Source organism: Mycobacterium sp., from assembly GCF_049802695.1.
In the GTDB taxonomy this organism is placed as follows: Bacteria; Actinomycetota; Actinomycetes; order Mycobacteriales; family Mycobacteriaceae; genus Mycobacterium.
In genome coordinates this window covers 1-2,923 of sequence record NZ_JBARMY010000389.1, presented here as the reverse complement: position 1 = coordinate 2,923, position 2,923 = coordinate 1, and the positions used below count along the sequence as shown (strand labels likewise).

Below are 2,923 nucleotides of genomic sequence, written 5' to 3'. Positions count from 1 at the left end.
GGGTCGGCATCCGGCACCCGCGAGCGCACACGCTGACGCGCGGCCGGGCCGTCCAGATCGCCCACGCCTATGGCTGCCCGCAGCAGCCGCGCCACGACGTGGAAGCCAATGTCGGTGGCGTGCGATTCGCAGTAGGCGCTGAACACGTCGACTCCGCGACAAGCAGCGATTGCCGCCACCTCACGAACGAGGCGGCTCTTGCCGATACCTGGTGATCCCACCACGGTGACCACCGCGCCATAGCCGTCGACGGCGCGGTCCAACAAGCTCTCAATGGCGGACAGTTCCCACCGACGACCAACAAGATTTGACTCAGCGCGTCCGACGGCCGGTCGTTCCGCCATGCCCAACAGCCAGCGACCAGGCACCGGTTTGTCGGCACCCTTAATGGAAACCAGCTCAGCTTCGCCGAGAGTCGCAACGCCCTCGACCAGCCTCGCGGTGGATGCGCTGAGCATCACCCCGCCAGGCGGGGCCACCGCCTCCATCCGTTGCGCCATGCCGACCTGCTCACCGACGGCGGTGTAACCTAAAGCCCCAGAACCGATCTCACCGGCAATCACCTCGCCGGAGTTCAGTCCCACCCGCAACTGCAGATCGGCACCATCGCGCTCCCGCGCGTCGACGGCAAGCCGTTTGGCCTCCTCCTGAACTCCCAACGCAGCCAGGCAGGCACGAAAAGCGTGATCCTCCAACGCCACCGGCGCCCCGAACACCGCCATGATCCCGTCACCGGTGAACTTGTCGACCGTGCCGCCATACCGCTGCACCTCTGCCGCGCAGCGGTCGACGAGATCGGCCATGATCTCGCGGAGCCGCTCCGGACCCCCCGCCGCAGCGATGTCCATGGAGTGCACCACATCGGCGAACAGGACGGTTACCTGCTTGTACTCCGCGCGGATGTCCTGCTGGGTGACGGGTGCACCGCAGGCATCACAGAATCGAGCGCCCTGCCGCGGTTCGGTACCACACGTGCGGCACGCGGTCGCTGCGGTCATCCGACCCTCCGCCGGCCCCCGGGTTCCCGGTTCACCAGCATAGGACGCCAGACGCCGCAAAAAGCCGATTCAGACCGCGATCATCGGTGGTTGCGTCAGCGCCGCCTAGCCGAGTCGTTCGATGATGGTCGGGTTGGCTACACCGCCGCCCTCGCAAATCGTCTGCAGACGATACCGGCCGCCGCGCTGCTCCAGCGCGTTGACCAAAGTCGAGGGCCGCAATCCCGTCGCGTGTCTTTAGGACTTAGTCTGTATCTGGACCAATATTTCGCGGGCGACTTCGCGCAGTTTGGTGTCACGGGCCCTGAGCAAATGCCCGAACGCGCCAGCCTGACATTGGTCGATGGTCTGACCGGCTGGAAAGTCCACGTAGCTCGCGTGACCAACGCCAATGCTTCGTCACCTTATGAAGTACAATTGCAACGCTCACCGAGCACGATGCTCTCGCGATCGTCATCCTGTGCATCTTCGTTGCGATCGCGACAGTTGGCCTATTCGTTGCGATTCAGACAATTCGTGACCCACGCAGGTTTCAGGCGCCGATGACAACCTGGTACGCAGCCATGCTTTTCGCGGTGGTACCGCTGAGAAACGCACTTCCGGGCTCGCCCGCGTTCGGAAGCTGGATCGATCTCACGATCGTGCTGTGGGCGATGGTGGCTTTAGTGATCTCGATGCTGCTCTACATCGCGGCCTGGGTGCGATCGACATCTCAGACCTGAGCGCACAGCGCGCGGCCACGGAAGCAAAGTGGACGGCAGAACCCCCTGCGCTTCAATCTAAAGCTTCCCCGTCCTCATATCCTCACCGATCTTGAGAATCGGAGTCTGGTTCTCTGGCTGAACCCGGTCCCACAGGCTGCCTTTGCCCAGCTTTTGCCCTAACTGCTCTTCTCTCCTGAACCAATCCTCGGCACTTTTAATCCGATTCGGGTGGATCTCGTCGAGCAGAGCGTAATTTCGCTCGACGACCCGGTGCTTCCACAGATTCCAGAATCCTGTGAAGTTATCGCGAATGCTCATGGTGCTTTTGTCATTTGGGTCCGCGTTGTACCCGGCAGGCGCATGCGCGAGCGGACTGAGCGGACCGTTTCTCCAGTACGTCTCTAGATCGGTGTCGATGTAGCGCGCTGGATGCCCGGTGACCTTCTCGAATGCGGCGGCGAGATCAGCGTAGGCGATGTCGTCGATAGCGACTTCAAGGTTCATGCCGTTGGCGCGCTCGGGATGGTCGAAGAGCCAGCGAACGTAGTATCCGCAATCCTCAAGTGACACATGCGGCACGGCGCCCTCGCCGAGTGGCACTCGCCAAGTTACGACACCGTCCTCCACACTGGGCGTCATGGGCGTCCCGCGCGAAACCACCATCTCGATGTACGGACCCGTCGTGAAGAGTGCTGCTCCCATCCGACCCTTATTCACCTGATTCTGAAACAAGATCCACTCACCCACGCGTCCCTTGCCGTCGTAATGGCCGGTGCGGAACCTAGAGTCATATCCCGATTTCTTGAGCCCGTAGTCCAGGTTTCCATAGACGAAGAATTTGACTCCCTCTTCGAGAGCTATCTCGTAAGTGCGGATCGCCCAGTAGGTTTCGGCTTTCTCGCCGGTGTTGAACCCGTCGATGTTGACGAATGCTCCGTCACAACCGCGGAATCCTTCCCGCAGGATGGCTTCGTCATCGAAGGAGCCTTCCAGGACCGAGACATTGTCGAGCGCGAGGAGATCGGCGGCTCGTCGCGAGGCAGGGTCGCGGCTGAGGAATCGAACGGAGTACTTCTTGTCGGAAACCAGGGCACGAATGATAGGAATGCCCTGGGCTCCGGTGCCGCCTATGACAAAGATTCTCGAGATGCTGTCAGATGACATCGCTAGCGGTCCCCGTTCACCGAGCGTCACAGACGTTCGATGATCGTGGCGTTGGCC

2 protein-coding genes and 1 pseudogene are annotated in these 2,923 nt (G+C 61.7%); 1 reads left to right on the top strand and 2 read right to left on the bottom strand.

Annotation, left to right across the window (positions count from 1 at the left end; all coding sequences use genetic code 11):
- Positions 1–998, bottom strand: a 998-nt coding sequence (locus WA317_RS15840) for an adenylate/guanylate cyclase domain-containing protein (RefSeq protein WP_425173931.1), incomplete at its 3' end; no start/stop codon positions are given.
- A 312-nt stretch (positions 999–1,310) separates the two neighbouring features.
- Here WA317_RS15840 and WA317_RS15835 point away from each other — a divergent pair.
- Positions 1,311–1,720: pseudogene (locus tag WA317_RS15835) on the top strand (DUF4436 family protein).
- A 57-nt stretch (positions 1,721–1,777) separates the two neighbouring features.
- Here WA317_RS15835 and WA317_RS15830 read toward each other — a convergent pair.
- Complete coding sequence (locus WA317_RS15830) at positions 1,778–2,866, bottom strand: NmrA family NAD(P)-binding protein (protein ID WP_425173932.1); 1,089 nt, start codon at positions 2,864–2,866, stop codon at positions 1,778–1,780.
- Between the last annotated feature and the right edge of the window lie 57 nt (positions 2,867–2,923).

Coding starts and splice junctions, on each gene's coding strand:
- WA317_RS15830 (WP_425173932.1), bottom strand. CDS start 2,866: ATGTCATCTGACAGCATCTCGAGAATCTTTGTCATAGGCGGCACCGGA.